This window comes from Corynebacterium sp. HMSC073B01, assembly GCF_001838255.1.
GTDB classification, from domain to species: Bacteria; Actinomycetota; Actinomycetes; order Mycobacteriales; family Mycobacteriaceae; genus Corynebacterium; species Corynebacterium jeikeium_D.
On the sequence record NZ_KV836186.1, the window covers coordinates 175,996 to 202,291 of the forward strand.

The 26,296-nt window shown below is 59.4% G+C and carries 22 protein-coding genes; 16 read left to right on the forward strand and 6 right to left on the reverse strand.

All coding sequences use genetic code 11. The features are described 5' to 3' along the window. Window positions 1-29: 29 nt before the first annotated feature. Complete coding sequence (locus HMPREF2849_RS09960; RefSeq protein ID WP_070595599.1) at window positions 30-1,673, reverse strand: exonuclease domain-containing protein; 1,644 nt, start codon at window positions 1,671-1,673, stop codon at window positions 30-32. Window positions 1,674-1,996: 323 nt separating this feature from the next. Here HMPREF2849_RS09960 and HMPREF2849_RS09965 point away from each other — a divergent pair, with 323 nt between their 5' ends. After that, on the forward strand, window positions 1,997-2,239 hold the full coding sequence (locus HMPREF2849_RS09965; protein WP_005510305.1) for a HigA family addiction module antitoxin: 243 nt from the start codon (window positions 1,997-1,999) through the stop codon (window positions 2,237-2,239). A 171-nt stretch (window positions 2,240-2,410) separates the two neighbouring features. Here the strand turns inward: HMPREF2849_RS09965 and glgX are convergent, their stop codons facing one another. After that, window positions 2,411-4,552 (reverse strand): glycogen debranching protein GlgX, encoded by a 2,142-nt coding sequence (glgX, locus tag HMPREF2849_RS09970; RefSeq protein ID WP_049193987.1) that lies wholly within the window; start codon window positions 4,550-4,552, stop codon window positions 2,411-2,413. A gap of 274 nt (window positions 4,553-4,826) precedes the next feature. Here glgX and HMPREF2849_RS09975 point away from each other — a divergent pair, with 274 nt between their 5' ends. The 5 genes from HMPREF2849_RS09975 (at window position 4,827) to HMPREF2849_RS09995 (ending at window position 10,150) form a co-directional block, all read left to right on the forward strand. Continuing rightward, entirely contained in the window at window positions 4,827-6,323 is a 1,497-nt protein-coding gene (locus HMPREF2849_RS09975) for a methylmalonyl-CoA carboxytransferase subunit 5S (protein ID WP_049170291.1), read from the forward strand. A gap of 23 nt (window positions 6,324-6,346) precedes the next feature. Further along, the gene (locus tag HMPREF2849_RS09980; RefSeq protein WP_049193986.1) at window positions 6,347-7,960 is read left to right on the forward strand and encodes an acyl-CoA carboxylase subunit beta; all 1,614 of its coding nucleotides are present in this window, start codon (window positions 6,347-6,349) and stop codon (window positions 7,958-7,960) included. Beyond that, window positions 7,960-8,265: a hypothetical protein gene (locus HMPREF2849_RS09985; RefSeq protein ID WP_016422965.1), complete on the forward strand. Its 306-nt coding sequence runs from the start codon at window positions 7,960-7,962 to the stop codon at window positions 8,263-8,265. Before HMPREF2849_RS09980 ends, HMPREF2849_RS09985 begins: the two co-directional genes overlap by 1 nt. A gap of 71 nt (window positions 8,266-8,336) precedes the next feature. Then, the gene (locus tag HMPREF2849_RS09990) at window positions 8,337-8,696 is read left to right on the forward strand and encodes a biotin/lipoyl-containing protein (RefSeq protein ID WP_070862938.1); all 360 of its coding nucleotides are present in this window, start codon (window positions 8,337-8,339) and stop codon (window positions 8,694-8,696) included. A gap of 89 nt (window positions 8,697-8,785) precedes the next feature. Continuing rightward, complete coding sequence (locus HMPREF2849_RS09995) at window positions 8,786-10,150, forward strand: Na+/H+ antiporter family protein (protein WP_070862939.1); 1,365 nt, start codon at window positions 8,786-8,788, stop codon at window positions 10,148-10,150. 40 nt (window positions 10,151-10,190) lie between these two features. Here the strand turns inward: HMPREF2849_RS09995 and HMPREF2849_RS10000 are convergent, their stop codons facing one another. Further along, window positions 10,191-10,889, reverse strand: coding sequence for a TetR family transcriptional regulator (locus HMPREF2849_RS10000; protein ID WP_239271831.1), 699 nt, complete (start codon window positions 10,887-10,889; stop codon window positions 10,191-10,193). Window positions 10,890-11,050: 161 nt separating this feature from the next. Between HMPREF2849_RS10000 and bioB the strand changes: the two genes are divergently transcribed. From bioB to nadC, 6 genes are all read left to right on the forward strand, one after another. Beyond that, window positions 11,051-12,058: a biotin synthase BioB gene (gene bioB / locus HMPREF2849_RS10005; protein WP_016422961.1), complete on the forward strand. Its 1,008-nt coding sequence runs from the start codon at window positions 11,051-11,053 to the stop codon at window positions 12,056-12,058. Further along, a complete protein-coding gene (locus tag HMPREF2849_RS10010) occupies window positions 12,045-12,347 on the forward strand; it encodes a biotin synthase auxiliary protein BsaP (RefSeq protein ID WP_048734678.1) in 303 nt (100 codons plus the stop codon). Before bioB ends, HMPREF2849_RS10010 begins: the two co-directional genes overlap by 14 nt. A 75-nt stretch (window positions 12,348-12,422) precedes the next feature. Further along, window positions 12,423-13,001 (forward strand): hypothetical protein, encoded by a 579-nt coding sequence (locus HMPREF2849_RS10015; RefSeq protein ID WP_048734676.1) that lies wholly within the window; start codon window positions 12,423-12,425, stop codon window positions 12,999-13,001. A gap of 291 nt (window positions 13,002-13,292) precedes the next feature. Continuing rightward, window positions 13,293-14,369 (forward strand): quinolinate synthase NadA, encoded by a 1,077-nt coding sequence (nadA, locus tag HMPREF2849_RS10020; RefSeq protein WP_070862940.1) that lies wholly within the window; start codon window positions 13,293-13,295, stop codon window positions 14,367-14,369. Window positions 14,370-14,427: 58 nt separating this feature from the next. Next, a complete protein-coding gene (locus HMPREF2849_RS10025; RefSeq protein WP_242451346.1) occupies window positions 14,428-15,939 on the forward strand; it encodes an L-aspartate oxidase in 1,512 nt (503 codons plus the stop codon). A gap of 6 nt (window positions 15,940-15,945) precedes the next feature. Further along, a complete protein-coding gene (gene nadC / locus HMPREF2849_RS10030; protein ID WP_048734667.1) occupies window positions 15,946-16,827 on the forward strand; it encodes a carboxylating nicotinate-nucleotide diphosphorylase in 882 nt (293 codons plus the stop codon). 34 nt (window positions 16,828-16,861) lie between these two features. Here the strand turns inward: nadC and HMPREF2849_RS10035 are convergent, their stop codons facing one another. The 3 genes from HMPREF2849_RS10035 to HMPREF2849_RS10045 form a co-directional block, all read right to left on the reverse strand. Next, the gene (locus tag HMPREF2849_RS10035) at window positions 16,862-17,437 is read right to left on the reverse strand and encodes a hypothetical protein (RefSeq protein WP_048734664.1); all 576 of its coding nucleotides are present in this window, start codon (window positions 17,435-17,437) and stop codon (window positions 16,862-16,864) included. A 50-nt stretch (window positions 17,438-17,487) separates the two neighbouring features. Then, window positions 17,488-19,278 (reverse strand): hypothetical protein, encoded by a 1,791-nt coding sequence (locus tag HMPREF2849_RS10040; RefSeq protein ID WP_070862942.1) that lies wholly within the window; start codon window positions 19,276-19,278, stop codon window positions 17,488-17,490. Between the two features lie 76 nt (window positions 19,279-19,354). After that, window positions 19,355-21,061, reverse strand: coding sequence for a hypothetical protein (locus tag HMPREF2849_RS10045; RefSeq protein WP_070862943.1), 1,707 nt, complete (start codon window positions 21,059-21,061; stop codon window positions 19,355-19,357). Window positions 21,062-21,357: 296 nt separating this feature from the next. Here HMPREF2849_RS10045 and hisD point away from each other — a divergent pair, with 296 nt between their 5' ends. From hisD to HMPREF2849_RS10070, 4 genes are all read left to right on the forward strand, one after another. Continuing rightward, window positions 21,358-22,707 (forward strand): histidinol dehydrogenase, encoded by a 1,350-nt coding sequence (gene hisD, locus HMPREF2849_RS10050; protein WP_070862944.1) that lies wholly within the window; start codon window positions 21,358-21,360, stop codon window positions 22,705-22,707. Continuing rightward, a complete protein-coding gene (locus tag HMPREF2849_RS10055; protein WP_070862945.1) occupies window positions 22,707-23,849 on the forward strand; it encodes a histidinol-phosphate transaminase in 1,143 nt (380 codons plus the stop codon). The genes hisD and HMPREF2849_RS10055 overlap by 1 nt, the downstream gene beginning before the upstream one ends. A gap of 45 nt (window positions 23,850-23,894) precedes the next feature. Beyond that, window positions 23,895-24,533: an imidazoleglycerol-phosphate dehydratase HisB gene (gene hisB / locus HMPREF2849_RS10060; RefSeq protein WP_005510321.1), complete on the forward strand. Its 639-nt coding sequence runs from the start codon at window positions 23,895-23,897 to the stop codon at window positions 24,531-24,533. A gap of 284 nt (window positions 24,534-24,817) precedes the next feature. Continuing rightward, complete coding sequence (locus HMPREF2849_RS10070) at window positions 24,818-26,239, forward strand: MFS transporter (RefSeq protein WP_070862946.1); 1,422 nt, start codon at window positions 24,818-24,820, stop codon at window positions 26,237-26,239. Window positions 26,240-26,296 lie beyond the last annotated feature (57 nt).

Here is a 26,296-nt window from a genome sequence, read left to right on the forward strand (position 1 = left end):
GAATGCGAATTTTTTCTCGTGAACGTGGCCTAGAAGGGTGGCATTCCGTCATCGCCCGGCAGGGAAGTGGAACCAAACATTGGAACCGACTCACTGGAGTTGTCCCCGGTGCTGGCGCTAGGTGTTCCTTCCGCAGTGTCTCCCGCTTCGGACGCGCCATCCTCTTCCGGATTCAGCCCGAGTGCGGTGAAGAGCTCCTTCTCAGTCCAGATCTGGATTTCCTGGCCTTCGGCCTGCAGCTGTCGAGCCCTCTTCTCCTTCGACGTCACCGAATCCCACGGACCGGCGACCAAAATGGTCGTTTTCTTCGTGACACCCTTATTGATATTCGCACCTGCAAAGGCAATCTTGTCCCACAGAAAGCCCTTGTCATACGGTGCAAAATCACCGGTCAGTGTCACCCGCTGCTGGTACAACAGGCCGCTTGGATCCGCGTCCGGATTCGGGTCTGGAATGGTGTCCGGTGTCTTGGCCGCATCCCATTTCGCATTGCGACGCGGCCGTCGTGACGGCGCGGAACTGCCGGACTGCGCACCAGCACCAGCACCAGTTCCCGCGTTGGTCCCGGCACCAGTGCTGGCGACACCAGCCGGGTCATAGCGCACCATCCGCACTCGTCCACTGCCAATCTGGCCCAAGCTCAGCGAGACCTTCTGGCTCAAATCAGCCACCGATGTTGCGCGCTGCTGCTCCATCAACCACAGCGCTACCTCAGCACATGCGACCGCATCGGCCGTCGCATCATGATGATTCTCCAGCGACGTCCCCGCGGCCTCCGCCAATGTCGGCAGCTTCAAGTTGGGCAGCCCCAACTGCATCTGCCGAGCCCACATATAAGTACACGCAAAATTCAACTTCGGTGCTGGAATGCCTTCCGCCCGGCACGCCCGCGACAGGGCTGTGAAATCAAACCGCGCATTGTGAGCAACTACGTCCAAATCCCCAACGACGTCAACAAACTTCGCCAGCTGCTCCGGAAATGACGGCTCACCGGCCACATCCGCCGCTGTGATGCCATGAATCGCGACATTGGCTTCATCAAAATACTCCAGCCCCTTTGGCGGACGGCACATCCAGGAATAACGATCCGTCACCTTCCCGCCACGCACGACCGCAACACCAAGCTGAATAATCGAGCCGGTGTCTTCGTTCGCTGTCTCTACATCGAACGCCGCAAACGGTGCGATGTCTGACACCGCAACCTCATCCCCAGTAGGAAGCGGTGCAAAAGGCACAGAGTGCTTTACGACGTCGCCCGCGCCCTCAACCACACTCACGCCTTCGGTGACCGCCGCGCGCTGTGCCACCCACGGCATCAACGTGGAAGTAAAAGCATCTGCTGAGTTGTAGAACTCAGGATTCTTGGCTATCTCCGCCACGAGGTCTGCCAGCAACTGCGCTGCTGCCTGACGATGAGGCATCACACGGGCCTTTGGTAAAGCTACCCCGAGGTCTACCGTGCCGGGGAAAAAGCGGTTGGCCGGAGTGTAGACACCGTTTTTACTTGCCGATGCGACCTCGGCAACGTCGGTAAGCGGGAGGGGCTTCGCGGGGGCGGTGCTGGCCGTGTTGATGGTGTGGGTAAGGCGGAGCCCATCTGCGGTAATAGTCACCGTGTCGCCGGTGAGCTCGAAGACGACGGCGGGCTCGGAGGATGGCGTGGTCGTAGTCATGCACTAGATGGTAGCGCCGATGGCGGATTGAGCCCCATAGAGGCTGTGGTACCTGCGGTTCTCGCCGAGTACACGTGGCTTCCGACAATGTGGAAATGCCCACAAAAATAGGAATATTTATGGAGCGTTCGGACAGTGGGGGTGTCTGTACCCCTGAAAACCACATGTTTTGGGGGGTTAAATGTCCGGATGCATTTTGAGCGGGCGCTCCTTATACTTTTCGACGAACGGCGGTAACTGGTCGTTCGAGCTTTCGAGCTCAAGCGAAGGGCAAAGCGGAAACAACGTATGCCAGTGAAGCGATGAAATAAGGAGTAAACATTTTGAGCACGCATCCTGTGCACCCTGGTTCTATCTTGAACGATAATTTCCTCGAGCCGCGACACCTCTCTATCTACCGACTGGCTCTTGCCATCGGCGTGCCAAGCTCAACTCTGGAGCGCTTTCGCACCGGCCGCACTGCGGTCACCACTGACCTCGCAAATCGACTGTCCGACTACTTTGACACCGAGCCGGAGTACTGGTTGAACTCTCAGGCGGAGTTCAATATGCGCGCATCTGCGTAAGAAGACTTCACGCCAGCTCGGCTCCCGCGGTGCTGTGTTGACCCAAACCCTGTTTTGAGTTGAACTCAGAGCCGAAAATCCCCTGTCAGTGGAAGAAAAGTCTTCCGCCGACAGGGGATTTTGTGTAGGAACCAACCCAGGCCCGGGCCCCTACACCCAACGCGGATGCGGCTAGTGCCGCTCGATCAGCACGATGGTAGAACGGGCTGGCACGCGGAGCTCGCCTTCTGGCTCAACGATGCGCTCGCGGGTCGGGCGACCCGTGATCTCTGTGGTGTCGATGATGACTTCCCAGCTGTGTGCGTATTCGGTGCCCGGAATTTGGAACATGATGTCCTCGTGGTGGGCGTTGAAGCACAGCAGGAAGGAGTCATCTTCAATCCTGTGACCTCGGCGATCAGGCTCAGTGATGGCATCGCCGTTGAGCCAGACCATCAACGACTTGCCGAAGTCGAAGTTCCAGTCATCGGTCGTCATGACACGACCCTCATAGGTCAGCCAGGCAATGTCACGATCGTCGGTTTCCGCACCGAGCGGGCCACCGCGCAGGAACCGGCGGCGTCGGAAGACTGGGTGCTCCGCACGCAGCTCAGTCAGGAACTGGGTGTATTCGACCAGTTCAGAGTTGGTACGCGTCTGATTCCAGTCGACCCAGGCCAAACGGTTGTCCTGGCAGTAGACGTTGTTGTTGCCCTTCTGGCCACGTCCCATTTCGTCACCGTGGCTAATCATCGGAGTGCCCTGGGACAGCAGGAGAGTGGTCAGGAAGTTACGACGCTGGCGGGCGCGCAGCGAAATGATGCGCTCGTCGTCGGTCGGGCCTTCCACACCGCAGTTCCACGAACGGTTGTGGGACTCGCCATCGCGGTTGTCCTCGCCGTTGGCCATATTGTGCTTCTCGTTGTAGCTGACCAAGTCGTTGAGGGTGAAACCGTCATGCGCGGTCACGAAGTTAATCGACGCAGTTGGGCGGCGGTCATTGTTTGCATACAGGTCCGAGGAGCCGGTGATACGTGAAGCGAACTCGCCGAGCGTGGATGGCTCACCGCGCCAGAAGTCGCGGATGGTGTCGCGGTACTTACCGTTCCATTCAGTCCACTGCGGTGGGAAGTTACCGACCTGGTAGCCACCTTCGCCGACATCCCACGGTTCTGCGATGAGCTTGACCTGGCTGACAATCGGATCCTGCTGCACCAAGTCAAAGAAGGCGGAGAGGCGATCCACATCGTGGAATTCTCGAGCCAGGGTGGATGCCAAATCGAAGCGGAAGCCGTCGACATGCATCTCGGAGACCCAGTAGCGCAGCGAATCCATAATCAGCTGCAGCGAGTGTGGGTGGCGCACATTCAGGGAGTTACCGGTGCCGGTGTAGTCCATGTAGTGCTGGCGATCGCCTTCGACCAGGCGGTAGTAGGCCTCGTTGTCGATGCCTCGGAAGCAGATGGTTGGGCCCATGTGGTTGCCCTCGGCGGTGTGGTTGTAGACCACGTCGAGGATGACCTCAATGCCGGCATCGTGAAATGCGCGCACCATGCCCTTGAACTCGCTGACTGCTCCGCCTGGCTTTTGGGAAGCCGAGTAGTCCTGGTGTGGTGCTAGGAAACCGAAGGTGTTGTAGCCCCAGTAGTTGCGCAGCCCCTTTTCGCGCAGGTGGTCGTCCTGGAGGAACTGGTGGACCGGCATCAGTTCGATAGCCGTGACACCAAGGTCCTTGAGGTAGTCAATAATTGCCGGATGCGCGAGACCGGCATAGGTACCACGTAGCTCCTCCGGGATATCCGGGTGAGTCATGGTCATACCCTTGACGTGGGCTTCGTAAATCACGGTCTCGTTGTACGGCGTGCGAGGTGCGCGGTCAGCGCCCCAGTCGAAGAATGGGTTGATGACCACGGAGGTCATGGTGTGTCCCAGGCTGTCCTCGGTGTTGCGCTTCGAGTGGTCATGAATGTCATAGTTGAACAGTGATGGGTGACCGTCGAATTCGCCGTCGAAAGCCTTGGCGTATGGGTCGACCAGCAGCTTGTTGGGGTCGCAACGCTTACCGTTGGCCGGATCGAATGGGCCGTGTACGCGGTAGGCGTAGCGCTGGCCCGGCATGATAGACGGGATGTAGCAGTGCCAGATATGCGCATCGACTTCTTCCAACTCAATGCGTGTTTCTTCGCCTTCGGCGCTAATCAGACAAAGCTCAACCTTTTCCGCAACGTCGGAAAAGAGTGCAAAGTTGGTGCCAGCGCCGTCGTAGGTAGATCCGAGCGGGTAAGGCTCACCCGGCCATACTTGATAATCGCCGACTGTATTTGCTTGGTTCATGTGACTACCTTAACTGTTTTGTAAAAAACATGAGCCGTTTTCGGTCCCGTGTGGGCGCGCCATCCGTCCCATCTGTCGAGCGCACTTCGCAAAAACGACCCCCAAGGAAAAATTCGAGTCGAACGGTTAAGAGCATAAACTTCGCGCGAAAATAAGTATTTAACCCTGCAAGTGGGCAATTTGACACTCTAAACGCACCTTGGTGGGGGCCGAATCCCCAATATTCGCGGTCACCAACGCGCGAAGATCCCCAAAGGCCTTTACTTTTGGAATTATGAGTCCACGAACCATTGGTGTAACGGAAGTAGCGTTCCGAGACGCTCATCAGAGCCTCATGGCAACGCGAATGGCTATGGAAGACATGGTCGATGTCTGTGAAGAAATGGACAAGGCCGGTTTTTGGAGTGTGGAGTGCTGGGGCGGCGCAACCTTTGACGCCTGCATCCGCTTCCTTAATGAAGATCCCTGGGAGCGCCTGCGGACATTCCGCAAGCTGATGCCGAACAGTCGCCTGCAGATGCTGTTGCGCGGTCAAAATCTCCTCGGTTACCGCCACTACGAGGACATGGTGGTTGACAAGTTCGTCGAAAAGTCTGCTGAAAACGGTATGGACGTATTCCGTGTTTTCGACGCGCTTAACGACCCACGCAATCTCGAGCACGCCATGCGCGCAGTTAAGAACGTCGACAAGCATGCGCAGGGCACGATCTGCTACACGACGTCTCCGCTTCACGACGTCGACGGGTACGTGAAGCTCGCTGGTCGTCTACTGGATATGGGGGCGGACTCCATTGCGTTGAAGGACATGGCAGCGCTGCTGAAACCTCAGCCGGCTTACGACATCATCCGCGGCATCAAGGAAACTTACGGCGAGGACACCCAGATTAACGTCCACTGTCACTCGACCACCGGTGTCACGATGGTGACTTTGATGAAGGCCATCGAAGCTGGGGCGGATGTCGTGGACACGGCAATTTCGTCGATGTCGCTGGGCCCGGGGCACAACCCGACCGAGTCGCTGGTGGAAATGTTGGAGGGAACCGACTACACCACCGACCTGAACATGGATAACCTGATCACCATTCGTGACCACTTCCGCAAGGTGCGTCCGAAGTACGCAGAGTTCGAGTCGAAAACCCTGGTCAATACCGATATTTTCATGTCGCAGATTCCTGGCGGCATGTTGTCGAACATGGAAAACCAGCTCAAGGCCCAGGGCGCGGGCGACCGCGTCGAAGAGGTCATGCGTGAAGTACCGATTGTCCGCAAGGACGCCGGTTACCCGCCGCTGGTGACTCCGAGCTCGCAGATCGTCGGCACGCAAGCTGTGTTTAACGTGCTGATGGGACGCTACAAGGTTATGACGGCTGAGTTCGCTGACCTCATGCTCGGCTACTACGGGCAGTGCCCGGGTGAGCGCAACCCAGAGCTGATTAAGCAGGCAGCGGAACAGACCAAGAAGGAAGAAATCACTGTTCGTCCGGCTGATCTCCTCGAGCCCGAGTGGGACGACCTGGTCAAGCAGGCCAAGGAGCTCGACGGTTACAACGGCACCGCCGAGGACGTCCTGACCAACGCACTGTTCCCATCCGTCGCACCGGGATTCTTCACCACGCGCGGCGAAGGGCCGAAGAACGTCGGTAAGACTGCCGAACAGCTCAAGCGCGAGGCGGAGCAGGCCTCTGGTGCTGCCAATGCCATTCGCGAGCCAATTCGCTACAAGGTCACCGTTGGCGGTCGCTCGCAGACCGTCCAGGTGGAACCCGCCTAGGAACATCGGGAGAAGAGATAGCAATGTCGCAAAGTTCAGCAAACCAGCCGAATTCGGCGGATGCCGTCGCGCCGGGCGTCGACGCCTCGATGGCGGAGCGCCTGGATTATTTGGATGCTCAGCGTCGCCGTGTTGAGGCCGGTGGCGGTGAAGCCCGCCAGGCCAAGCAGCACGAACGTGGGAAGATGACTGCCCGCGAGCGTATCGACAACTTCGTCGACGAGGGCACTTTCCGTGAAACCGGCATGTTCATGACTCACCGCACCACCGACTTCGGCATGGATACTGCCGACGCGCCTGCCGACGGTGTGGTCACCGGCACTGCTGCGGTTCTCGGCCGGGCAGTGCATGTGGCCTCCCAGGATTTCACGGTCATGGGTGGCTCCGCTGGTGAAACGCAGTCCCGCAAGGTTGCGGCCACCATGCGCGCTGCTGCCGACAACGGCACTCCGTTCGTTTTCATCAACGACTCCGGTGGCGCTCGCATTCAAGAGGGAATTGACTCTCTGTCGGGCTATGGCCAGGTCTTCTACAACAACGTGTGGCTATCCGGTCTGGTGCCGCAGATTTCCATCATTGCAGGCCCATGTGCTGGTGGCGCTGCCTACTCGCCAGCGCTGACCGACTTCATCATTCAGACTCGCAAGGCACAGATGTTCATCACCGGCCCGGGCGTTATTAAGTCTGTGACCGGCGAGGAAGTCACCTCCGAGCAGCTCGGTGGCGCTGATGCGCACATGGCCAAGGCCGGCAATATTGACTTCGTTGCCGACGATGACGAGCAGGCCATCCTGATTGCGCAGAAGCTCTTAAGCTTCCTGCCACAGAACAACACGGAAGAGCCGCCAATCGTGGATCCGGTATTCGACGCCGAGCCGGATCCAGAGCTCCGCGACATCGTCCCCGTCGATGGCAAGAAGGGCTACGACGTCCGCGAGGTCATCATCCGTATCGCCGACAATGGCGATTTCCTCGAGTGCCAGGCGGGTTTTGCCACCAACCTGGTTGTCGGCTTTGGTCGAGTTTTGGGCCGTACCGTGGGCTTTGTCGCCAACCAACCGAACGTGATGTCCGGTGTGCTGGACATCAATTCCTCGGACAAGGGCGCAAAGTTCATCCGCTTCTGCAATGCCTTTAACATCCCGCTGGTCACCCTGGTTGACGTTCCTGGCTTCATGCCGGGCGTCACCCAGGAGCATGGCGGCATCATCCGCCACGGCGCAAAGATGCTCTACGCATACTCCGCAGCGTCTGTGCCTAAGGTGACCGTCGTCATGCGTAAGGCCTACGGCGGTGCGTACCTGGCGATGTGCTCGAAGGACCTCGGCGCGGACTACGTATTCGCATGGCCGACCGCGGAAATTGCGGTGATGGGCGCAGAGGGTGCGGTCAACGTGGTCTTCCGAAAGGAAATTGCCGCCGCGGGCGACGAGGAAGAGCAGGCGCGCGTGCGCGACGAGCGTATCGCCGAATACAAGACACGCTTCTCGACGCCGTATGTCGCCGCCTCGCGCGGACTGGTCGACGACGTGATTGACCCGGCGGAAACCCGCCTGCGTGTGGCTGACGCACTGTCGGTTCTGCGTAACAAGCGGGAGGTTCGCCCGGCCAAGAAGCACGGATTGGGGCCACAGTAATGTCTGACGGCATCGGTGAGATTAAGGAGCTGCGAGCGCTCGTCGCTGAACTGACCGACCGGTTGGATGCGACCTCGACAAGCTTGCAGAAGGCCACGGCACGACTGAATCAGGCAGAGAGCGAGTTGGCTGAACTGCGCAAACGCGTGGACGCAGATATCCCCGAGGATACTGTCATCGCCATTTCGGCAGCAGTGTCTGCGTACCTGGGCAATCGCGGCAAGGTGAAGGCAATTCGATACAACCGCCATAAGACGTGGGCTGCGCAGGGACGCCAGATCCAGCAGCAGCGCAACCTGCGTTAGTTGGAAATTTTCGATACCCGACTTAATTGAGTCTGACTCATTGACTTTTGCTACGTGAGGATTGTTGAGCCATGAAATTGAAAGTGACTGTCGGCGGCATTGCCTACGATGTCGACGTTGAAGTAGTTGAGGAGCCCAAGCGTCTTTCGCCCATCGTGTTGGGTGGATCGTCGAGCGCTTCCGTTGAGCCGGCCACCGCTAGTGTCTCGGGTGTCTCCGCCAATTCGGTGGTGGCGCCACTGGCAGGTTCGGTCAGCAAGATTTTGGTCGAGGAAGGCCAGAAGATTGAGGCTGGGGAGGTGCTGCTCATTCTCGAGGCAATGAAGATGGAAACCGAGATTACGGCCCCGGCTGCAGGCACCGTCGGCTCTATTCAAGTTGAAGTCGGCGACGCAGTGCAGGGTGGCCAGGGACTCGTCTCGATTGATTAGCCGCATTAGCCGGGGTGTAGAGATTTTGGGGTGAAATCTTTCTAACCCCGGTTGCTGGAAATACTTAAGGTTGCCTTAATATTTTCCTTATGAATGCCGTTCTTCTCGCCGTTTTGGTGATGCTAATCCTGGCGGTCTGCCGGGTACACGTTGTGCTAGCGCTGTTTATTGGCGCCTTGGTCGGTGGTCTTTCCGCCGGTATGGGGCTCGATGCCACAATGGTTGCCTTCCAGGAAGGCCTCTCTGGTGGTGCGAAGATTGCCCTGAGCTATGCCATGCTGGGTGCCTTTGCCATGGCAGTGGCATCCTCCGGGCTGCCCAAACTGCTGGCCGATTGGCTGATTGCCAAGATCGGCACGGAGGATGAAGGCGCTAAATCTAAGGCAGAGGCATGGACCAAGTGGGGTATGGTCGCCGGCATTTTGGCCATGGCGATCATGTCGCAGAACCTCATCCCAGTTCACATTGCGTTTATCCCGCTGATTATTCCGCCGCTGTTGCCGGTATTTAACCGCCTCAACATCGACCGCCGAATGATTACCAGTGTGATGACCTTCGGTTTGGTCACCACCTACATGTGGGTTCCGGTCGGATTCGGTTCTATCTTCCTGAACGACATTCTGCTGGGCAACATCGAAAACGCTGGTCTTGATGTTTCCAATATCAACATCATGATGACCATGGGCATTCCGGCTCTCGGTATGTTGGCCGGTCTGGCCATTGCCGTATTTTTCTCCTACCGGAAGCCACGGCATTACGAAGATCGGCCGATTGCCCAGTCCTCACACGCAGAAACCCAGTCTGACGAACCGGTGTCGAAGTACCGAGTTATCGTTGCTCTCGTTGCAATTGTGGTGACCTTCGTCGTCCAGATTGTGATGAATTCTATGGAGACCGATGCCGATCCATTGCTGATTGGTGCACTCACTGGTCTGGCAATCTTCATGCTCACCGGTGCCGTGCGCTGGCGTGAGGCGGACGACGTGTTCACCGCCGGTATGAAGATGATGGCCCTGATTGGTTTCATCATGATTTCCGCACAGGGCTTCGCCTCGGTGATGTCGGAGTCCGGCCAGGTCGAGCCACTGGTGACCGCTACTGCAGAGCTGTTTGCGGGCAACAAGCCTGCCGCTGCATTCGCCATGCTGGTCGTTGGTCTGGTGGTCACGATGGGTATTGGTTCGTCCTTCTCGACGCTGCCGATTATCGCCATCATCTATGTGCCGTTGTGTGTATCGCTGGGCTTCTCGCCGATGGCTACCGTCGCCATCATTGGTACTGCAGGTGCTCTGGGCGATGCTGGTTCGCCGGCATCGGACTCGACGCTCGGCCCGACGATGGGTCTCAATGCCGACGGGCAGCACGACCACATTCGCGATTCGGTTATTCCGACCTTCCTGCACTTCAACCTGCCGCTGCTGGCAGCTGGTTGGGTAGCAGCTCTGGTGCTCTAGCGCCGCGGCTTGACCGTGAGTGTGATTGCTCCAGCGGGGCTTAATGACCTGCGATTCCCTTAGTCCCCGCAACCCCCGCAATTCCGGCGATAAAGAGCTCGGTTCCCAGTGCAATGCGCTGGCGGCCGAGCTCTTTTGCCTGTGCAGCAGTATCTTCAGAGGAAGTCTCGACCTCAAGATCCTTATCATCGGCGTTCTCGCCACTGGTGTCGCCCTTGTTGGAAACGCCCTTGGCGCCGTTCAGGTCAAGCGCGATGGCTGTCTGCTGGTCGACTGTCGCACCGAGAATGAAGTACACGAGGACAGACGCGGTATCAGCCGCTGAGGGGGTGTTAATGGAGGTTTCGGGTGCATTCTCCAGGGCGTCGGCAAGCAGTTGTTCGGGGCGAATCGTGGCGGTGCCCGTAGCGAGTGCGGCCGAGACGACCTCGGCGCCATCCCGATGAGCGGTGAGGCAGGAGTAGAGCAGCTCGGCGACGGCTTCGATGTCGGCACGCCAATCGCCGGTGGCGGAAAACTCTGTGCAGGGAGCCAAGATGCGGTCAGCGACGGCACCCAGCAGTGCCTGCTTGGAAGGGTAGTGCCAGTACATTGCGCCAGCGGCGGTACCCAAGTGGCGAGTCAGGCGGCGGATCGTGAGATCGCCGAGTCCGTACTCGTTGAGAATGGTAAGAGCTGCGTCGACAATGATGTCCTTGGTCAATTGCACACTGCCTACCGTAGACGAAAGAAGAATCATCTGGAAGATGCCTTAAGGCTGAGATGCGGAGCGTAAATCCGCGACACGACGGGAATTGAACCCTGTTCGACATTCTGTAGCTGCGGTATTAAGTTTGATAACTGAACAACTTCTGAAACGGTGTTCAAGTTTTATCCCCAGCCTCAAGGAGCGTCACCCCCATGACTCAACAGCAGCAGGACATTTTGGAACTCGCCCGAGAAAAGGTGCTCGGCCGCGGTGAGGGGCTGAACTATGAGGAGACCCTGGCAGTTCTCAATCTCGATGACGACAGCATCGAGGATCTGCTGGCGCTGGCTCACGAGGTGCGCTTGAAGTGGTGCGGCGAAGAGGTCGAGGTTGAAGGCATTATCTCGCTGAAGACTGGCGGCTGCCCAGAGGACTGCCACTTCTGTTCGCAGTCGGGTCTGTTCGAGTCCCCGGTGCGTTCGGCATGGCTGGATATCCCGGCGCTGGTGGACGCCGCTAAGCAGACCGCAAAGTCGGGTGCGACTGAGTTCTGCATCGTTGCTGCAGTAAAGGGGCCGGACGAGCGACTGCTCAGCCAGATGGAACAGGCCGTCGCCGCCATTCAGGCAGAGGTGGACATTAATGTGGCCGCCTCTATGGGCATTCTGACGCAGGAGCAGGTGGATCGCCTGGCCAAGGCTGGTATTCACCGCTACAACCACAACCTCGAGACCGCCAAGAGCTACTTCCCGCAGGTCGTGACCACCCACACTTGGGAAGAACGTCATGACACCCTGCGTATGGTCGGCGAAGCCGGTATGGAGGTCTGCTGTGGCGGCATCCTGGGTATGGGAGAGACCCTTGAGCAGCGTGCCGAGTTCGCTCAGGACCTGGCGGAGCTCAACCCGACCGAGGTGCCGATGAACTTCCTCGACCCGCGTCCGGGCACTCCGTTCGCCGGTCGCGAGCCGATGCCAGCCAAGGACGCACTGCGTGCCATCGGTGCCTTCCGCTTGGCTCTGCCGAAGACCATCCTGCGTTTTGCTGGTGGTCGTGAGCTCACCCTGGGCGACCTGGGCGCAGAAAAGGGGCTGCTCGGCGGTATCAACGCTGTCATTGTCGGTAATTACCTGACCACGCTGGGCCGTCCGGCGGAGCAGGATCTGGACATGCTTGGCAAGGTACGACTTCCAATTAAGGCCCTCAATGCAACTGTCTAAGCCTCGGACATCTAGCCCGCGTGCGACGCGGGGTAAGAAAGTCGACTCCACGGAGCTGCTCCAGGCCATGGTGCTGGGAGACGATCCCAAGTTCGATCCTTTTACCGGCGCCGACCTCGAAGCTGGTGAAGTGCGCGAACGCTCCTATGGTGCAAAAGCTGGACTGGAGGCGCCTCGATTCTGCCAGCTCTGTGGGCGCCGGATGGTGGTGCAGGTGCGTCCGGACGGCTGGACTGCAAAGTGCTCGCGCCACGGCGAAGTGGACTCCGTTATGTTGGAGCAGCGATAAAAGGCGCTGGTTGTGCTAGTGCGCCATTCGGGCACGCTAGTACTGGATGTGCGCCGTGAGGTAAGTTAGTCAACTATGACCATGAAAAATACCCGAGTCCCGCACGTTGAAAAGCAGAGCGTGGCAATGGCCTCGGGTATTGTTCTCTTCTCCGTTGTAACGGGAACGATAGCCGGAGTGGCCTGGGCATTCCTGCGCCCCAAGCAGCAGGTGCAAATGCTCCCAGATAACCAACTGGCGATTATTCAGGAAACCGTTGACGCTGGTTTTATCGGGCTGCTCTGGTTTGTTGCTGTCACTGCCATCAGCGGCCTGGTGCTGGGAATTACTACCTTCCGAAACCGTGCCATCACGACTCCTGTGCAGATGCTCACGGCAATTGGATGGGCAGGTTTCTCCGCGTTGATGAGCGCAGCAGTGACGTACCTCGTCGGTCAGTCGGTTGCGGCATTGCTCCAGCCGGATCTGGCGGGAATGCAGCCGGGCGATAAGTTCTCGGTGATTCCAGACTTCAAAACCTATGTAGCACTGCTGGTCGCGCCACTGGTTGCCATGCTCGCACTGTGGTCCCGGGTGCTGTTCCAAACGGACTTCACGGAAGGCAACGAGAGCGCTGCAGACAATGCTGCGGACGCAGATTCGGTCACTAAGTGAGACGGTGAGGTTCTGCGCGGGAGCCGTCGTAAAGCACTAATTCCTACTGAACAGGGGTAGTTATTGGGAAATAGGCTTATACAAGCCTTACAATTTTGGGAAATAGGTTCGTCCTCGATGTCAGTATTCGCCCCGATTAGGGGCTTTTTCGATATTGTGTGGCGAGCTTAGGTCTCTTGCACTTGCCCGTTTGAGTCCGCTGCGAATGCCTCCGGAGACCGTTGCCGGTAACGGTGACGGCGTTTTCTCCGGTCGTAGCCACAGCCCATTGAAGTAAGGACGTAGTTTTCCGTGAATACCAGCCTTGCGGCCAATGCTTCCAGCCTGCCGCGCCTTGAATCGGATCTGTACGAATCGGTAGTCGATAAAGATGGCCGCTACGGTGGCGTAATTGCAGATGAGCGCTGGGCCCAGGAGATTAAGCGCCTCGCCCGCGAACGCAATGCCGTAATTCTTGCGCACAACTACCAGCTGCCGGAGATTCAGGATATTGCCGATTACACAGGCGACTCCCTCGGACTTTCCCGCATCGCTGCGGAAACCGATGCCGACGTCATCGTCTTCTGTGGTGTCCACTTCATGGCGGAAACCGCCAAAATTCTGAGCCCAGAGAAGACCGTCCTTATTCCGGACGAGCGCGCCGGCTGCTCCCTGGCGGACTCCATCACCGCAGATGAACTGGCCGAGTGGAAGGCAGAGAATCCCGGCGCACTGGTAGTCAGCTACGTCAACACCACGGCAGACGTAAAGGCTCTGACCGACATCTGCTGTACTTCCTCCAACGCCGTCGACGTGGTCAAGTCCATCCCGGAAGACCAGGAGATCCTGTTCAACCCGGATCAGTTCCTCGGCGCACACGTCCGCCGTGAGACCGGCCGCGACAAGATCAAGGTATGGGCTGGTGAGTGCCACGTCCACGCCAACATCAACGGTGAGGAACTCGCGCACCGCGCGGAAGAGAACGCCGATTCGCAGCTGTTCATTCACCCGGAGTGCGGTTGCGCGAACTCTGCGATTTACCTCGCAGGTGAAGGCACCATCGAGCCCGAGCGCGTGCAGATGCTCTCCACCGGCGAGATGCTGACCGAGGCGCAGAAGCTGAAGGAGAACAAGCCCAACGGCAAGGTGCTCGTGGCCACTGAGGTGGGCATGCTCCACCAGCTGCGCAAGGCCGCGCCGGATGTCGACTTTGAGCCGGTCAACGACCGCGCTTCCTGCTCGTACATGAAGCTCATCACTCCGGCGGCTCTGCTGCGCTGCCTCGTTGAGGGCACTGATAAAGTCGATGTCGAGCCGGATGTCGCCGACAAGGCACGCGCTTCTGTCGAGCGCATGATCGCCATCGGTAACCCAGGCGGAGGCGAGTAACACGTTTGGTCTGCGCCCATCATTCGACAGTTGGACACTGACGTGTGACTTCCTCGTCATCGGCGGGGGAGTCGCAGGGCTCAGTGCTGCGCGTAGGGCCCTTGAGCTCGGCCTCGACGTGCTGGTTATCGACAGCGTCGAGTGGCGGGTCGGTGCCCGCAAACAGCTGCGTTTCGCCGATGCCGCCACGAATCTCGCACAGGGCGGGCTCGCGGTCGTCGGGCTTGACGACGACCCCAGCGGCCATGTGGCCAATGGGTTCGATGACACCACTGATTCCCACATCGCGGATACTCTCGATGCCGGTGCCGGCCACTGCGATGAAGGGGCCGTGGCTTCTATCATCCGTGCCGGCGCTGCGGCGACCGAGTGGCTGATTGGGCTAGGCGGCACATTTGACCCGGCGCCGGATAACCCGGCCGTATATTCCCGCACCAAAGAGGGCGGACACCACGCGCGGCGCATCATTCATGCCGGTGGTGACGCCACTGGTGCTGAAATTGAGCGCGCCCTAGAAGCCTCAGTTACCGGCGTGCGAGTACTGCAGAACGCTACAGCGCGCCAGCTCATCGTTGGCAAAGACGGCCGCGTGCTGGGGGCGCTGGTAGCGGATCCCCGCGGTGGCGGCGCTATTCGCGCAGGTGCAACTCTGCTGGCTACCGGTGGCGTGGGGCATATTTATCGCGCGACCACGGCGCCCTCGGGCGCCCGCGGTGAGGCTATCGGCATGGCCTCCGACGCTGGCGCGGAGATTCGTGACATGGAGTTTATCCAGTTCCACCCGACAGTGCTCTATGACGAGCGCTCGGCATCAGACGGCACCGGCCGACGCCATCTCATCAGCGAGGCTGTCCGTGGTGAAGGAGCCATCCTCGTCGATTCCCGGGGAAACAGTGTGACCGCCGGCGTTGACCCTCGCGGGGACCTGGCTCCGCGCGATATCGTCTCGCGCGCCATCGCGACTCGCATGCGCCAGCTCGGCGAGGACCATGTCTTCCTCGACGCACGTCACATCGACAACTTCGCCGTCCGCTTTCCGACGATTACAGCGGGCCTGACCGCAGCGGAGATTGATCCGACCAAGGACCTCATTCCCGTGGCCCCGGCGGTCCACTACACCTGTGGTGGCATTGCCGTCGACCCATTCGGTGCAACTTGCGTGCCGGGTCTCTTTGCAGCCGGTGAATGCTCCGCGACGGGGCTGCACGGTGCCAACAGGTTGGCTTCCAATTCGTTGCTGGAAGGACTGGTCGTCGGCAAGCGGGTGGCCGAAAAAGTCGCTGAAACACACGCTGTGCCGGTCGGGGACGAGGAATTCGCAGCGGCGGTTGAAGGCCTGCCGCAGCCACGGCCGGAACTGGAACCGCGCCAGCTTTTCCGGTTGCAGACGGCGATGCAGGAAGGTGCTGGTGTAACGCGCAATGAGCAGAGTTTGCGGCAGGCTTTGGCGGTTATCGATCGGCTCCCGCAATCGGTTCAGGTCGTAGCCGCAAGGAAAGTTGTCGAAGCGGCATTGGCACGACCATATACTTTGGGGTGCCACACTTGGTTTGAAAAGGACAGGGATTAGCTAGCCATGACTCTTGAGAAGGACACTCTGCGCGGGGTGCTGAACGAAAACATCACCCGCGGACTCATTCGGACGGCACTGCAGGAAGATATGAGCTTCGGGCCGGATGTGACCTCGCTGTCGACAGTCTCGGCAGCTGCGCAGGCACGCGCCCGGCTGGTGGCCCGGCAAGAGGGCGTTATCGCGGCTATCGATGCGGTGGAGTGGACGCTGCAGGAGGTCATCTCGGGTGAGTTCACCGTCGAAAAGCACGTTGAAGATGGCACCCTGGTGCGTCCTGGCACAGTGCTGGCAACGATTTCTGCGCCGACTCGGGGGTTGCTGACTGCTGAGCGGACAATGCTGAATATCCTCACGCACGCCAGTGGTGTAGCTACTGCGACGCGCCAGTGGGCTGACGCAATCGTTGGCACCGGTGCGCGGGTGCGCGATTCCCGAAAGACACTGCCGGGTCTGCGCAACCTGGAAAAGTATGCGGTGACCTGCGGTGGTGGAATTAACCACCGCTATGCATTGGGCGATGAGGCACTGATTAAGGACAACCACGTGGTGGCCGTCGGTTCCGTGTCCGGTGCGTTGAAGAGGGTGCGGGCTCAGTATCCGGAGCTGCCGTGCGAGGTGGAAGTCGATACCCTCGCACAGCTCGATGAAATCCTGCCGATGAAGCCGGACATCGTCATGCTGGACAACTTCGAGGTCTGGGAGACCCAGATCGCGGTGCAGCGCCGCTCGCAGATTTCTCCGGCCACCCAGCTGGAGTCCTCTGGTGGACTGACCATCGATGTGGCTCGTGAGTACGCGTCCTGTGGTGTCGATTACCTGGCTGTGGGCGCGCTGACCCACTCGGCCAAGGTGTTCGATGTCGGACTCGACTTCGACGAGCAGTAGCTGAATCAGCCCCGGTTTCGCCTCGTAGCTTCGCCTACAGGCGACGGGCGATCTCTGCCCCAATCTCGCTTAGTGCCGACCCCCAGCGCTCCCGTGATTGCTCATCACAGGTTTCCTGTGCGCGGTAAAGCGCCTTCTCTGCAGCACCGACATCGCCCAAATGCAGGTGGCACTGTGCAATTTGTGCAAGCAGAGGCACGGCCTGGATATTGAGCTTGTCGGACTGGAAAAGTCCCGCCGCTAACTCCAGGTGATCAATGGCGCGCCCCTGATGTCCTCGACGAATCTCTGCCTGGCCGTTCAAGGTGTGCCACATCGCCCAGCGCAAGTGGCGCGGTGGGGTGTCCGCGGTCGGCTCGAAGCCGTCTTTTTCCAGGTTATCCAGCAGATCCAACCAATCCGCGGCCTTGTCCATCAGCTTTGGTGCAGAGCCACGGATGGGGCGCCCCAGACTGTCGGTCTGCGGGGCATCAGCCTTGTCGCCGAGTTCCTCGAACCCCTGCATCAGAGTTAGGGCTGCTTCCCAGAGGTTGTTTTCCTCAGCCAATGCCGTGGCGGCGTCGAAAAGCTGCTGCGGGCTAGAAGTCGCGGAATCACCAGAAGTAGTCATGACCTAACACTCTACTTTGTGTCACCGCCAGTACCGAAGTGGGCGGGGCGCTAGTATTCGTCGTCAAGCGACTGAATGATGATGACGTCAAGGGCATCGAGAACAGGATGGCCTTCCCACACGTCGCGGGGCAGAAGCTCTTCGACGCGCCGAGCATAGGCGGCGGCTCCGTCGGAATCACCCGCGTCGAGACGGTAGCGAACCCCCGCCAGCAGCGCGCGGGCGGCTTCCTCGCCATCGCCGGACTGCAGGTAGCCCTTCGCGGCGGCTTCCACATGGTTGATAGCCAACGTGTCGCGGCCAGCGGAGTAGAAGACGTAGGCGGCATCGTCGTGCCAGTCGGCGAGTGACCAGTCGTCGGAGATGAGCTTCTGAGAACGCAGCAGAAGGTCCTCAGCCTCGTTGAGCGTGTGGTCAATGGCGGCGGAAGCGTCCTCAGAGACAATCTCGCCGGTGAATTCGGAGCCCTCTTCGGAAATGACCAGGTCAATGACATGAATGATGGAACGCGCAGCCTGACGGTAGGCCTTGGCAGCGCCCTTGGTATCGCCGTTGCGTTCAAGGTGCTCGCCGTGTTCGATGAGCAGCTTTGCCGCCTGGCGGGGATTATTGCCGAGCCCCGCGGCTGTGGAGGCAATAGAAAACGCCGCGTCGGTGCGTTCTTCATCGGCAGTAAATGCTGACCAGTGCGCAACTGGTTCGGCAAAGCGCAGTGCCTCGTCAACCTCGTCGGCATCGAGGAGACTGCGGGCCAAAACGAGCTGGATATCCATGGTGATGGGGTTGACTGGCATGCCCTCGGCGCTGGCGAGCGCGCGGCGGGCAAATTCGGCGGATTCCGCGAAATCGCCGTGGGCGTTGAGAAGCGCACAGAGCAGACGCACGCTGCGAAGCACCGCGACCGTGAGTCCTGCATCGAGACCAGCCTGCACGATTGGGCGTAGCTGGCGGATTGCCTCCGCTTCCTCACCAGCTTCCAGAGAGAGAAAAGCCAGAAATTGGCGCGCTTCAATCGTCGTGGTGACGGGTTCCGACTGAGGAGCCGCTGCGACGCTGGCAGCGATGCGGGCGGCCCTGCGCAGCTCACCACGGCTGTGCGCGAGCTGCGCCTCCAACAGCTTCCGGTCGTCGAAACTGCTTCGCTTTGGTGCCCAGCGTGCGGACCATTCAGAGAGCTGACCGGCGATTTCCGCCCGGCGCGCCAGCGATGCTGCGGCGCCGGCAACAGCCGCGCTGACCAGGTAGTAATAGGCCTCGCCGGGCTGTGGAGTGGTGGCGACGATGTCCTTAGCAAGGCTGATCAGCTCAGGGATTTCGGAGTCCTCGGGGCGCCGGCCGGTGATGGCATCACCTGGGTTGGCGTCGATGAAGGCCTCAGCCTCGGCGAATGCTCCGTAGGAGCGTGCGTGCAAGATCGCGGGGCGGATGTTGGCCTCAGTTGCCCAGCGCAGCCACTCGGCGCGTGCAGCAGCGGCTTCTTCTACCAATTCCAGTTGGTCGGCAACTGCATGCCTAAGTGCGTGGAATTCGCCAATGACATCGGGGGAGTTGGTAGGCGCGTCGGCCAACCAGTGCGTGTGGGCGAACTTGGTGACAGCGCGCCAACTGGTGACGTGGTCGAGCGTGGCACCGGCCTTGCGGGAAATAACCAGCAGCTCCGGGAGGGAGTCCGGCAATGCCTTTAGCGGATTGGGCAGGGGAGGAAAGTCCAAGGGATCGGACGAGTTCTCCGTTGCTGATGCGTTTTCCGAATTCACTGACACGTGGTCGGCAGCGATGCCGGCATCCCAATCGCCAACTTGAATTTCAGACTCAGAGTTTTCTTCTTCCCACCAGACCATTGGACTATCTTCGCCCGTGGCATCGGGAAGATGCAAAACTGCTTTGCTTTTCAGACCTGTACAGCCGGATGCGCTGTTAATCCGGGTTTGAAAAGCTACGCATTAGTTCACGAACTTCATCGCGCACCGGGTGATCCGGGCCGACTAGGTCGCCGATGCGAATCGCGAACCGGCGGGCGCGTTCCTCATTGTTATCACTAGCAGCAGCACGCACCGCGATAGTCAGTGTGCGGGCCGCGTCGGCAGGGGCGTGGGCTTCTAAGAAAAGCTCGGCAGCTTCGTCGGAGTACTTGTACACGCCGTCGTTGTCCCACACAGACCAGCACAGCAGCGCCTGCGCTTCGTGCCACTTGGCCGATTCCCAGGACCCAACCACGTAGCCACGTGAGCGTTCCATCAGGTGGTCGGTCAACTCACTTGTGGCGCCCACGTTACTGAGTGATAGTGCGGCATTCATCAGAGTTTCCGCAGGTGAAATCGGTGACGAGTATCCGGCACGAATATCGGCCAGCGCGTCGAAGAGCACTGCCGCATGTTCAGTATTTCCCTCTTGGACTGCCGATTCCGCCGCAATAGCACAGGAAAAATCAGTACGCGCGGAATCCTGGGTAGGCTCAGACCACTTTGCAACCGACTCCGCTTCCTGGCCGGCGTGGCGGAAATCTCCGAGCTCGTACAGTGCCGTTGCCTTCAGCAGCGCGATTTCCATGGTGACTTCACAGTCGGGGTAGTCTTCTGACACGTCCTGGGCGCGCTGAGTCAGCTTCAGCATCTCCTCGGCATCGGGTTTGTTGTGTGCGACCTCGAAGTTGATGTCTGCCATCTCGCGAACCGCGAGAATATAGTCAGTGTCCAGTCTGTGCTGGTCCGCGACTGCCACGTTGTTCGACAGCATTCGGAACGCGGTATCGCTATTACCGGTCTCTATCGAGTACCGTGCCAAATTCTGCCTCAGCTCAAGGCCCGCGATTACGGAGCGGTTACCGATTGCATTGAGCTGTGAGGCGCAAAGTCGCGCTGCGTCGACGACCTTCCCGGCTCGGTGCAGCAGTGATGCCTCCGTCAGAGTCTTCGCCAGCGCGATCGACTCAAACTTATCCTCATTCGGCAGTGCCCGAATCATCTCGTGCAGCTCCCGTGCTAAGTCCTCACGGTTGACCTTTCGCAAGGCGCTCGCAATCCGAATCAGCGCGTCAGTCAGTGCCGCCCGCTTCTTCCACTGGCGGGGGCTAAACGGTTCATCCGCTTCTTCGCTTGCCGACGATTCCTGCGGCCGCAGCCCATCCGCATCCGTGGTCACCGCGCTGTGACTGCTGGTTGGGGCATCCAGATCGTCGGCAAGCACGAGTGCCCGGTACGAGGTGATCTCCCTGCTCATGCGTGCGATGAGTGGGATTTCGGTCTCTGCGGCAGCAGAGGTGGGGCCATCGGCGATAAAGGTGGTGTAGCGGCGGGCTTCATCCGCCGCTAGCCGTGCCCGGGCGCGCCAGTACTCCGGGACGTTGTCGTTATCGGATGCCCATACCATCCAGTTCAGGGCGGCATCGTGCGCAGCCGTCATCATGCCGAGCGATTCGGTGACCTCGCGGACTATGCGGTAAAACGCGCCGACGTGTTCGGTAACGCCGTGGGCTTCCGGGTCAGAAAAGAGCTGTGGGTTGTAGAAATGATGCGCGAAAACTGATTCCAGTTGGCGCGTGGCCAGGGAATTGTCGGCTGCGGTCGCGTCTGCATAGGCTGCGACGAGCTCCGGCAAATCCGGGCTGTTTCCTTCCTGGTTCAACAGCTGACCTTTCTACGACTGGTTACTACTTTCCTTAACACTGTAATGGGTCACTGTGGCGGAGCTAACTTGCGCCACAGTATGAGGGGTTAAATGGGGCAATCGGTATGAACCTAACGTGAGAAAGATATGCTTAGTTCATACTCAAGGGTGCCTTTAAGGGCGAATAGTAGCGAAAACCGTGGATAAAGTCTTTGGCTTTGACCCAGATTTTCAATACTTTGTTGTCATTTCTTTGTCACTCTGAAGTGCTCACGTATGAATCCATCGTGCGAATAGGCGGTTACTAATTAATTATGTTGTCCACTATTGATCTTCGCGGTCAGACTCCCACCACCGCCACTCTGCGTCGAGTGTTGCCGCGTGGTGCGGCAGACGTTGATTCGATGATTCCCACGGTCAAGCCCGTTGTCGATGACGTGGCAGTCCGTGGTGTGGAAGCGGCGATGGAGTACTCCGAGAAGTTTGACCGTATTCGTCCGGCATCCATGCGCGTTCCAGCGGAGGTTATCGATGCCGCGGAAGCTGCGCTGGAAGACGATGTCCGCTCTTCTCTGCAGGAGTCCATCGGGCGCGTGCGCGCGTTCCACGCTGCTCAGAAGCCGAATGATAAGACTGTTGAAATTCTGCCCGGCGGCATTGTCCGCGAGAAGTGGATTCCGGTTTCGCGCGTCGGTCTTTACGTCCCCGGGGGCAACGCCGTCTACCCGTCGTCCGTATTGATGAACGTCATCCCAGCTCAGGAAGCTGGTGTGGAGTCCCTCGTCGTCGCCTCTCCGCCGCAGGCCGACAACGACGGCTGGCCGCACCCGACCATCCTGGCTGCCTGCAAGCTGCTTGGCGTGACCGAGGTGTGGGCCGTCGGTGGTGCACAGGCCGTCGCACTGCTCGCATACGGCGATGAAAACGAGAGCCTCGAGCCGGTCGACATGGTCACCGGTCCGGGCAACATCTTCGTTACCGCCGCCAAACGCCTGTGCCGCTCGGTCGTCGGTATCGACGCCGAAGCTGGCCCGACCGAAATTGCCATTCTCGCAGATAACACCGCTGATCCTGTCTCCGTCGCCTACGACCTGATTTCCCAGGCTGAGCACGACGTCATGGCCGCCAGCGTGCTTATCACCGACGACGCCGATTTCGCCGCCACCGTCGACCGCGAGGTCGAAAACCGCTACGAGGTCACCATGAACGCCGACCGCGTTCGCGAGGCGCTCACCGGCGATCAGTCTGGCATCGTGCTTGTCGACGACATGAATATCGGCATCCAGGTTGCAGATGCCTACGCCGCTGAGCACCTGGAGATCCACACCGAAAACGCGCAGGCCGATGCCGAACGCATTACCAATGCCGGCGCAATCTTCATCGGTCGCTTCTCGCCGGTGCCACTGGGCGATTACTCGGCCGGCTCTAACCACGTGTTGCCGACCTCCGGCACCGCCCGCCACGCCTCGGGCCTGTCAACGCACACCTTCCTCAAGTCGGTCCACATGATTGACTACAACGAGGCCGCGTTGAAGGAAGTTGCCGACAGCGTAGTAGTCCTGGCCAACGAAGAACGACTGCCAGCGCACGGCGAGGCCATCCGTGCCCGCTTTGAGACGCTTCTCGGCTCTGAGGACAATGGCGCAGAAAAGGGGAACAACTAATGAGCAACCAGCCTGAGAATCAGCCACAGCCGTCGGTAGCCAAGTTGGCGCTGGCAGATTTGCCACTGCGCGACGAACTGCGCGGCGAGGAAGCCTACGGTGCCCCGCAGCTCGACGTCGATGTTCGCCTGAACACCAACGAAAACCCGTACCCGCCATCCGATGACCTCATCGCCGACCTGGTGGCGCAAGTGGAGAAGGTCGCCTCTGACCTCAACCGCTACCCGGACCGTGACGCAGTAGCACTGCGCAGCGCACTCGCCGATTATGTCACCCGCCAGACCGGCGTGGACATCACCGTCGACCAGGTATGGGCCGCCAACGGCTCCAATGAGATTCTCCAGCAGCTGCTGCAGGCATTTGGCGGGCCGGGGCGCAGCGCAATGGGCTTTGTGCCCAGCTACTCGATGCACCCGATCCTCTCGTCCGGCACGCAGACGGAGTTCATCGGCATCGCCCGCGACCCGGAGACCTTCGACATCGACATGGATAGTGCGCTCGCGGCCATTGCCGAGCACCGTCCTGACGTCATCTTCATCACGACTCCGAACAACCCGACTGGCAACCTGACCGCGCTCGCTGACCTGCGCCGCATTATTGAAGCCGCGCCGGGCATCGTCATTGTCGATGAGGCCTACGCCGAGTTCACTGAGGAGCCGTCGGCGACAACGCTGCTGGCTGAGTTCCCGTCGAAGCTGGTTGTCTCCCGCACGATGAGCAAGGCTTTCGACTTCGCCGGAGGCCGCCTCGGCTACTTCGTTGCTAACCCAGCATTTATTGATGCTGTGATGCTCGTGCGTCTGCCATACCACCTGTCGACGTTGACGCAGGCCGCAGCCACGGTTGCACTCCGCCACTCGGATGCGACGCTGTCGACCGTCGCAAAGCTTGCCGACGAGCGTGACCGCGTCGTAGCCGCCCTGAACAGCTATGGCTACGACGTGATTGACTCGTACTCCAACTTCGTATTCTTCGGTCGTTTCGCCGATGCCGCGACGGCATGGCAGAGCTTCTTGGATGAGGGAGTACTCATCCGCGATGTTGGCGTGCCCGGTCGTCTCCGTGCCACTATTGGTCTGCCCAGCGAAAATGATGCGCTGCTGGCGGCGGCCAAGAAATTGGCAGCGACCGCGCTGGCTTAAGCGAAATGCTGCCGGTACATCCCACTACAAGGAGAGATCTGACTTATGCACTTCAGTGATAAGGACCATCTGGAGGCAGAGCGCACTGAGCGCGTTGGCCGTGTCGAGCGCGCCACCCGCGAATCGAGCATCGTCTGCTCGGTGAATCTCGATGGCACCGGCAAGACCGATATTTCGACCGGTCTGCCGTTCTTCGACCACATGTTGACCGCTTTCGGCTCCCACGGCAGCTTCGACCTGACTGTGCACGCCAACGGCGACACCGAGGTCGATGCGCACCACACGGTGGAGGATACCGGCATTGTGATGGGGCAGGCCTTCGCCCAGGCGTTGGGGGACAAGTCTGGTATTCGTCGCTTTGGTGACTGCTATATCCCGATGGATGAAACGCTGGCACACGCAGTGGTTGATGTGTCTGGTCGCCCGTACTTCGTTGGCACTGGCGAACCAGAGCAGATGTTGACTGCCGTCATTGGTGGTCACTACGCAACGGTTATCAACGAGCATTTCTTTGAGTCCTTCGCCCTAAATGCCCGTATTGCGCTGCATGTTCGCTGTCTCTACGGGCGCGATCCGCACCACATCACCGAGGCTGAGTACAAGGCTGTGGCCCGTGCCCTGCGTGCTGCCGTCGAGGACGACCCGCGCGTCCACGGTGTGCCGTCGACCAAGGGCACTCTGTAGGTCGCAGCTGAAGTAGACGGCCGCTGTAGGAAACCGGAAAATCCGCCTTAGCTGGCATTTTAGGGGAATCGATGGTAACAACGTCTGTAGACGTGCTTTTAGCGCAGGTGTCTACCGCATCGACGCTGAGCACTTATTTTTTGTTCATTGTCGCTGGTCTGCTGGTGGGCGGAACATGGTCACTCTATAAATCCGGATCGAGGGTCGGAACAATTGTCCTTGGTCTCTTATCTGTGATCGCGCTCGCCGGCGCAATTTTGTGGTTGATAGGAGTGATGGAGTAAATGGCGTCCCGGGTGATGGACCGCAGGCAGTTGGACGAACTGGACAGCATGTGGAAAGCGCCCGGACTAGTACCTACGCTAGTCGCCGTGATGGCCGCCTTCGGTGGCTGGTCACTCCTCATGCCTGTCATTCCGCAGGCAATTCTTGACGATGGCGGTGGAACCTCGCTCGCCGGTGCCTACACCGGTGTTTTTATGGCCGCTACCGTTCTCACACAGACGCAGACTCCACGTATGTGTCGCCGTCTTGGCTACGGCATGACCATGCTGATTTCAGGTCTGTTTCTGGGCTTGCCGACGATTCTGCACATCTTTGGCACCGATGTTGCTTTGGTGCTCATCATTGCGGTTCTCCGCGGTATGGGCTTCGGTGCGTTGACTGTCGCCGAGTCCGCATTGATTGCCGAGCTAGTGCCAATGAAATTTCTGGGTAAGGCCTCTGGCGTTCTCGGTGTGGCAGTTGGTTTATCTGAGCTCATTTTCTTGCCACTAGGACTAATCATTGCGGACAAGACGGGTTCTTACACCCCTGTTTATGTCCTGGGCGCCGTCATCTCGCTTGTCGGTTCGTTGATGGCACTCTTTATCCCGAAGATTAAGCCAGCGCCGAAGGAGGGCAAGGGCGGCAAGGAAGACGTCGGCGATCCTGTGCCCGGATCTGCAGCAACTCAGCCGAGCCCCGTTGAGCACGTTGCCACATGGAAGCTGGTGGCCATTCCCGCGCTCGCAATTTGCACGATTGCGATGGGCTTTGGTGGTATTTCCGCATTCCTTGCCCCGGCAGCTCGCGAAATTGATCTGGTCTCCGGTGCGGTTGTGGCTGGCCTGTCGCTGTCTGTTCTCGGTGGCGCGCAGATGGTGTTCCGTTACTTCGCAGGAATCTACGCCGACCGGAAGTCGGAGGCTGGAATTCTGCTGATTCCGGCATTGATCAGTGGTTTTATTGGCCTGCTGATGATGTCCGGCGTGGTTCTCTTTGATCTGTCGGCCTGGCTGCTGCTGGTTGCGGCCATTTTCTACGGCGCGGGCTTCGGCATAGTGCAAAATGAGGCTCTGCTGCTGATGTTTGCCCGCCTGCCGCGTGACCGTACTGCTGAGGCCAGTGCCTTCTGGAACATGTCCTTTGACTCGGGCACTGGTATCGGCTCGTTCGTTCTGGGAGCCGTAGCCGCGGCTGCACTCCGTCCGTACCCGGCTGTCTTTGCCTTTGCGGCAGCTCTGCTGGCAGTTGGCCTCATTGGTGCGGTGCTCGACCGAATCATCGGAAAGCACCGCGTGGCGGAATACCAGAACACCCGCGCTACGCTGCGTCGTCTGGGGGATGTCGTCAAGCGTCGTACGCCGGAGGCCGCTGTGCGCGTTGCCCGCCCGGCAAAGAATGCAGTGACGCGTTTGACGGTTCGGGACCGCAAGAAGAAGTAACTACATACAAAGAGACGTTTGAAAAAGACTGGCTGCGCAAGTTCTTGCGCAGCCAGT

Bases quoted from the DNA above. Each gene is read 5' to 3' on its own strand.
- bioB (WP_016422961.1), top strand. From the start codon at position 11,051: ATGACTCAACAGCAGCAGGACATTTTGGAACTCGCCCGAGAAAAGGTG.
- HMPREF2849_RS10055 (WP_070862945.1), top strand. From the start codon at position 22,707: ATGAGCAACCAGCCTGAGAATCAGCCACAGCCGTCGGTAGCCAAGTTG.
- HMPREF2849_RS09975 (WP_049170291.1), top strand. From the start codon at position 4,827: ATGAGTCCACGAACCATTGGTGTAACGGAAGTAGCGTTCCGAGACGCT.
- nadC (WP_048734667.1), top strand. From the start codon at position 15,946: ATGACTCTTGAGAAGGACACTCTGCGCGGGGTGCTGAACGAAAACATC.
- HMPREF2849_RS09990 (WP_070862938.1), top strand. From the start codon at position 8,337: ATGAAATTGAAAGTGACTGTCGGCGGCATTGCCTACGATGTCGACGTT.
- HMPREF2849_RS10070 (WP_070862946.1), top strand. From the start codon at position 24,818: ATGGCGTCCCGGGTGATGGACCGCAGGCAGTTGGACGAACTGGACAGC.
- glgX (WP_049193987.1), bottom strand. From the start codon at position 4,552: ATGAACCAAGCAAATACAGTCGGCGATTATCAAGTATGGCCGGGTGAG.
- HMPREF2849_RS09985 (WP_016422965.1), top strand. From the start codon at position 7,960: ATGTCTGACGGCATCGGTGAGATTAAGGAGCTGCGAGCGCTCGTCGCT.
- hisD (WP_070862944.1), top strand. From the start codon at position 21,358: ATGTTGTCCACTATTGATCTTCGCGGTCAGACTCCCACCACCGCCACT.
- HMPREF2849_RS09980 (WP_049193986.1), top strand. From the start codon at position 6,347: ATGTCGCAAAGTTCAGCAAACCAGCCGAATTCGGCGGATGCCGTCGCG.
- HMPREF2849_RS10010 (WP_048734678.1), top strand. From the start codon at position 12,045: ATGCAACTGTCTAAGCCTCGGACATCTAGCCCGCGTGCGACGCGGGGT.
- HMPREF2849_RS10040 (WP_070862942.1), bottom strand. From the start codon at position 19,278: ATGGTCTGGTGGGAAGAAGAAAACTCTGAGTCTGAAATTCAAGTTGGC.
- HMPREF2849_RS10000 (WP_239271831.1), bottom strand. From the start codon at position 10,889: ATGATTCTTCTTTCGTCTACGGTAGGCAGTGTGCAATTGACCAAGGAC.
- hisB (WP_005510321.1), top strand. From the start codon at position 23,895: ATGCACTTCAGTGATAAGGACCATCTGGAGGCAGAGCGCACTGAGCGC.
- HMPREF2849_RS10035 (WP_048734664.1), bottom strand. From the start codon at position 17,437: ATGACTACTTCTGGTGATTCCGCGACTTCTAGCCCGCAGCAGCTTTTC.
- HMPREF2849_RS09960 (WP_070595599.1), bottom strand. From the start codon at position 1,673: ATGACTACGACCACGCCATCCTCCGAGCCCGCCGTCGTCTTCGAGCTC.
- HMPREF2849_RS10015 (WP_048734676.1), top strand. From the start codon at position 12,423: ATGACCATGAAAAATACCCGAGTCCCGCACGTTGAAAAGCAGAGCGTG.
- HMPREF2849_RS09995 (WP_070862939.1), top strand. From the start codon at position 8,786: ATGAATGCCGTTCTTCTCGCCGTTTTGGTGATGCTAATCCTGGCGGTC.